Here is a 5,296-nt window from a genome sequence, read left to right on the forward strand (position 1 = left end):
ACCGTGAAACGACTTTGCGCCGATGATAGTGCTGCAACCAGTGTGAAAGTAGGTTATCGTCAGGCTAGTTATATAGAAAAAGCCCGCTCAGTTAAACTGAGCGGGCTTTTTTGCGTTCTGCGCTGAACATCGCACTGTTGTTCAAGCACCAAAATGCTTGTTCATAAAGAACATTACGTACAAATAACTTTGCTTTCTGTCCAGAATCAATCGTGCGCGACAGATAGTTTTCTATAATTCTTCGTTACCCAATTAATTTTTTCTTGTTGGCACATCCTGCCAGCAGGGACTTCGTTTGCCTCAACACTCTTACCAAGAATTTTATGCGATCACTTTCTGCGCTCAGCACGCGCGCCAAACTCGGTGTCGGCTTTGGCCTGGTTGGCATCCTGATCATCGTACTGGCCATTTTTGCATGGCGTCAATTAGGAAACGTCGGTCAGGAACTTGCCGCGCAAAACATCGTGCGTACGACCCAGCTCGAGCGCCTGTACGAGTTGCGCGAATCGCTTGCCCAGACCGGCCTCGCAGCGCGCAATGCCTACATCTTCCCGGACATCAATGACGCCAGGCGTGAACTCGCCCTCCTGGACGAACACAAAGCCCGTTATCTCGCCCAACTGCAAGCCTTGGAGCCACTGTTTGTGGGGAATGCCGACTTCGCGAAGATGCGCGACGGACTGCTGCAGATGGCGCAAGAGCTGAACCGCCCACGCCGCTACCGCGATGCCGGTCAGCTGACCGAATACGGCAGCTTCCTCGTCAACGAATGCAGTCCGCTGCGCCGCCAGAACGTGCTCGATATCGACCGCGTCATCACCACCGTGCAGCAATATGTTGCAGATGGTACTGCCCATGCGCAGGAATCGATCGCTACCGCCAAAACCACGATCGTGGTGGTCACGCTCGCCGCAGTGGCTCTGAGCGTGCTGGTCGGCGGCGCGATCACGGCCCATCTACTGCGCCAGCTGGGCGGCGAGCCGGTCGAAGTCAATCGCATCGCGTCGGCCATTGCTGCGGGCGACCTGACCGTCGACGTTACGGTTCGTCCCAATGACGACGCCAGCGTCATGCATGCCATTAGCGAAATGCAGGCCAGTCTGCAAAACATCGTCGCGCAAGTTCGCGGCGGTACCGATATGATCGCGACCGCGTCCAGCGAGATCAGCGCCGGCAACGACGATCTGTCGATGCGTACCGAAGAACAGGCGAATTCGCTGGGCCGCACGGCCGATTCAATGAAAGAACTGACCGCTGTCGTCGAACAGAATACTGCCTACGCCCGTCACGCCAATACGCTCGCCGCATCGGCCAGCGTGGTTGCAAGCAAGGGCGGCACCGTCGTCTCCGCTGTGGTCAACACCATGCAGGATATCAATGCTTCGGCCCGGAAGATTTCGGACATCACCAGCGTGATCGACGCGATCGCCTTCCAGACCAATATCCTGGCATTGAATGCCGCAGTCGAAGCGGCGCGCGCCGGCGAGCAGGGGCGGGGCTTTGCCGTGGTGGCGAGCGAAGTGCGTAACCTGGCGCAGCGGTCGGCCACTGCCGCCAAGGAGATCTCGGCATTGATCGGCGAATCGGCAGCCAAGGTCGATGCGGGTTCGAAGCTGGTGGAGCAGGCCGGCGCCACGATGGATGATATCGTGAGCAGCGTGAAGGAAGTCAGCGGCATCATCGCTGAAATCACCACCGCAAGCGAAGCCCAGCATGCCGGTATCCAGCAAGTGAACCATGCGGTGGGTCAAATGGACGAGGCAACCCAGCAGAACGCTGCCTTGGTTGAACAGGCCGCCGCATCGGCCGCGGCCCTCAAGGAACAGGCAGCGACGCTGCTGCGCACCGTGCGCGTGTTCCGCATCGGCACCGAAGGCAAGCCGCTGCGGATCGCGGCCTGACCTGCCGATCTATCAGGCGCCGCTCAGTCGGTGCTGGCGTTCAGGCTCTTGCGCAGGTCTACTAACTGGTCGCGCAGGGCCGCGGCTTCGTCGACCGAGCACTGGGTTGCGCACAATACCGCCGGCATCACGCTGGCGGCTTCCTTCCTTAGTGCCTTGCCCTCGTCGGTCAGGCTGATGATCACCTGGCGTTCATCGCTGCGCGCACGGTTACGCTGCACCAGTCCCTGGGCTTCCATACGCTTGAGCAAGGGCGTCAAGGTCGCAGAGTCCAGGAACAGGCGTTCGCCGATGTCGGATACGGTCAGCTGATCTTGTTCCCACAAAACCATCATCACGAGATACTGCGGATAGGTGAGCCCAAGCTTGGGCAGCAAGCCTCGGTAGACCCGCATCATTGCCAACGAGGTCGAGTACAGGGCGAAGCACAGTTGCTCGTCGAGCATGGGCGTCGCAGGGGAGGTGGGAGTGTTCGCGTTCATGCTTCCAATATAGGTCGCACACTAGATAATTGCAAGCGATTGTCTGACGAAAATGATGCGGTGCCGAAGCACAGGCGATGTGGCGTAGGTAAGCACTTACATGGCGCCATCTCTGCAATACGGCGAATTGTCGGATCCTCGCGTGAATGACAGGATCAGGCAAGAGGGTGCGAGGAACCATCTACCTCCCGACTCCCCCTGACTTCTATGATGAATGGACATTGTCTTGAATGGAGCACCCATGAAATCGATCGACACTATTTATATCAAAGGGCAATTCGTCACCCCGCATGGCGCCGAGCGCTTTACCCTGGTCGACCCTGTCACAGGGCAAGAGGCGGCGCAAGTCACCCTGGCCGACGAGGTCGATGCGGAAAACGCGATCGCCGCAGCGACCGCGGCTTATCGCGAACTTGCCGGATCGTCGCGCGAACAGCGCATGGCATGGCTCGCACGCCTGCATGAGGTGGTGGCCGTCGCAGAAGAGGAATTGATCGCGACGATGATCGAGGAATACGGCGGACCTCACGGCATTTCCGTCGCCACCTCGAAGCGGGCCGCTGCCTCGTTCGACCAGGCGCGCACGCTGCTGGCCGATTACCCGTTCGAGCGCCAGGTTGCCAGCGCGCGGGTGCGCATGGAGCCGCTCGGTGTCGTTGGCCTGATCACGCCCTGGAATGCAAACTACGGCATGATCTGCAGCAAACTCGCGATGACGATCGCCGCCGGCAGTACGGCAGTGATCAAGTCGAGCGAATTGAGCGCACGCCAGACTGATCTGCTGACCCGCGTGTTGCACCGGGCTGAAGTGCCGGCCGGCCTGTTCAACATCCTGACCGGCCGTGGCGACGTCGTCGGCGCTGCTCTCGTGCGCCATCCGGGCATTGCGAAGATCTCGTTCACCGGCTCCACCGCGGTCGGCAAGTCGATCGTGCGCGGTTCCGCCGACACGCTCAAGCGCGTCACCCTGGAACTGGGCGGCAAGTCGCCCACAATCCTGCTCGACGACGCAGACTTCGACAAGGCCATGCCCTTCATCGCGGCGGCGGCAACCATGAACAGCGGCCAGGCCTGCCTGGCCGGTACGCGCCTGCTGGTGCCGCGCGCACGATTGCAGGAGGCCGAGCAAGGCATCGTCGCGGCGTTCCAGGCCTTGAAGGTGGGCGATCCACGCGATCCGGAAACCCGGATCGGGCCGATGGTGAGCGCCACCCAGTACCAGCGCGTGCAAGGATATATCCGCAAAGGGATCGAGGAGGGCGCAACCCTGCTGCTGGGCGGTACCGGCTTGCCGCATGGCCTGGAGCGCGGCTATTTCGTGCGGCCTACTGTGTTCAGCAATGTCCGCAACGACATGACCATCGCAAAGGAAGAGATCTTCGGACCGGTCCTGTCCGTCATTGCCTACGACGACGAGGAAGATGCCATCGCGATCGCCAACGACACGATCTATGGCTTGCATGCCTATGTGTTCTCTGGAGACGTGGCGCGTGCGAATCGTGTCGCTCGCCGCATCGAAGCGGGCCGGGTCTTCATCAATTGCCTGTACGATGAGCCGATGGCGCCGTTTGGTGGATTCAAGCAGTCGGGGCTGGGGCGTGAATTCGGCATCTTCGGGCTGGAGGAATATCTTGAGCCAAAGACCCTGCTTGGCTATGAACAGTCGCTCTGAGCGCGGCTTGCTTGAGCAGTTGCTGGAGACGGTCAGCCGCCGCTTCTCCGCGGCGGACGACATCGATGACCTGTCGACGGCACTGCCCTGGCTGGGGCTGATCCGGCGCCGGGGGCCGACGGCGATCGGCCGCGGGATGCTGGAGCCGTCGATGTGCCTGATGCTGCAGGGCGAGAAGCAGATGCTGGTGGGTGAGCGCGTACTGCGCTACGGCGCCGGTTGCTATGTGCAGGCGGGCATGACGATCCCAGTCTCGGGCCAGGTCGTGCGTGCCAGCGAAGCGGAACCTTATTACGGCATCCGGGTCGATCTCGATCCCAAGGAGCTTGCATCCTTCATGCTCGAGATGCGGGTCCCGATGCCGTCCGGGGGAGACGACCCGCCCCTCGTCAGCGTCGAGATCGCGGGTACGGCCTTGCTGGAAGCGTTCGAGCGCTTGTTAAGACTGCTCGACCGGCCGTCGGATCTGCCTGTCCTCGCGCATCTGCTTAAACAGGAAATCATGTATCACCTGGTGACGGGGCCGGGCGGGGCCACCCTGACGCAGGGATTGATGGGAGGCCATCGCGAGCATGCTGTGAACAAGGCAATCAGCTGGATCCGCGAGCATTACGATGCACCCTTGAAAATCGCGGAGCTGGCCAAGGCCGTACACCTGAGCCCGTCGGTCCTTCATCGCCGCTTCAAGGCTGCGACAATCATGAGTCCGCTCCAATACCAGAAGCAGGTGCGGCTGCTGGAGGCGCGCAAGTTACTGATGAGCGGCGGTGTGGAGGCCGCGAATGTGGCGTTCCAGGTGGGGTATGAAAGTCCATCGCAGTTCAGCCGCGAGTACCGCCGCCTGTTCGGCGCCTCGCCGCTGCAGGACGCGGAACAGCTGCGCGGCGTGGCGCCGTCGCCATGATTTGCCACTGCAAAACAATATTATTGCTGAGCACTTGCGCGACTGGGTAGGGCTTTGCTATAGTTCGCCTCCGCTTCGGCATGACCGAAAAATGTTAACCTAATCAATCGGTTACGGTAGCAAGATCGGCAGAGAAATCTGAGACGAAGCGAAATGAGGGGTTGACGAAAAACGAAAAACACTTCATACTCTCTTTCTCTGCTGCTGACGAACACAACGATTCGAAGCAAACAGCAGATGAAGCAGTACCGAATAAAGTTCTTTAAAAATTAACAGTCGATAAGTGTGGGCGTTTGATGAAGGTGCCAAGAACTTCGGTTCTTGATTACTTAAATTA

At 59.9% G+C, this 5,296-nt stretch carries 4 protein-coding genes; 3 read left to right on the plus strand and 1 reads right to left on the minus strand.

Annotated features, from left to right (window positions below):
- The first annotated feature begins 323 nt into the window (after window positions 1–323).
- Window positions 324–1,901 carry a methyl-accepting chemotaxis protein gene (locus FVD38_RS26180; protein WP_147937476.1) on the plus strand — a complete coding sequence of 526 codons (1,578 nt, stop codon included), beginning with the start codon at window positions 324–326 and terminating at the stop codon, window positions 1,899–1,901.
- A 23-nt stretch (window positions 1,902–1,924) separates the two neighbouring features.
- Here FVD38_RS26180 and FVD38_RS26185 read toward each other — a convergent pair whose 3' ends face one another.
- Window positions 1,925–2,383 (minus strand): MarR family winged helix-turn-helix transcriptional regulator, encoded by a 459-nt coding sequence (locus tag FVD38_RS26185; RefSeq protein ID WP_123070360.1) that lies wholly within the window; start codon window positions 2,381–2,383, stop codon window positions 1,925–1,927.
- Between the two features lie 241 nt (window positions 2,384–2,624).
- Here FVD38_RS26185 and FVD38_RS26190 point away from each other — a divergent pair, with 241 nt between their 5' ends.
- Both FVD38_RS26190 and FVD38_RS26195 read left to right on the plus strand, forming a co-directional pair.
- Window positions 2,625–4,055, plus strand: a complete 1,431-nt coding sequence (locus FVD38_RS26190; protein ID WP_147937477.1) for an aldehyde dehydrogenase family protein — start codon at window positions 2,625–2,627, stop codon at window positions 4,053–4,055.
- Between the two features lie 7 nt (window positions 4,056–4,062).
- Window positions 4,063–4,959, plus strand: a complete 897-nt coding sequence (locus FVD38_RS26195; protein ID WP_222706971.1) for an AraC family transcriptional regulator — start codon at window positions 4,063–4,065, stop codon at window positions 4,957–4,959.
- The last annotated feature ends 337 nt before the right edge of the window (window positions 4,960–5,296 follow it).

Source organism: Massilia arenae, assembly GCF_008014745.1.
Classification (GTDB): domain Bacteria; phylum Pseudomonadota; class Gammaproteobacteria; order Burkholderiales; family Burkholderiaceae_D; genus Telluria; species Telluria arenae.

Coding starts and splice junctions, on each gene's coding strand:
- FVD38_RS26190 (WP_147937477.1), top strand. CDS start 2,625: ATGAAATCGATCGACACTATTTATATCAAAGGGCAATTCGTCACCCCG.
- FVD38_RS26180 (WP_147937476.1), top strand. CDS start 324: ATGCGATCACTTTCTGCGCTCAGCACGCGCGCCAAACTCGGTGTCGGC.
- FVD38_RS26185 (WP_123070360.1), bottom strand. CDS start 2,383: ATGAACGCGAACACTCCCACCTCCCCTGCGACGCCCATGCTCGACGAG.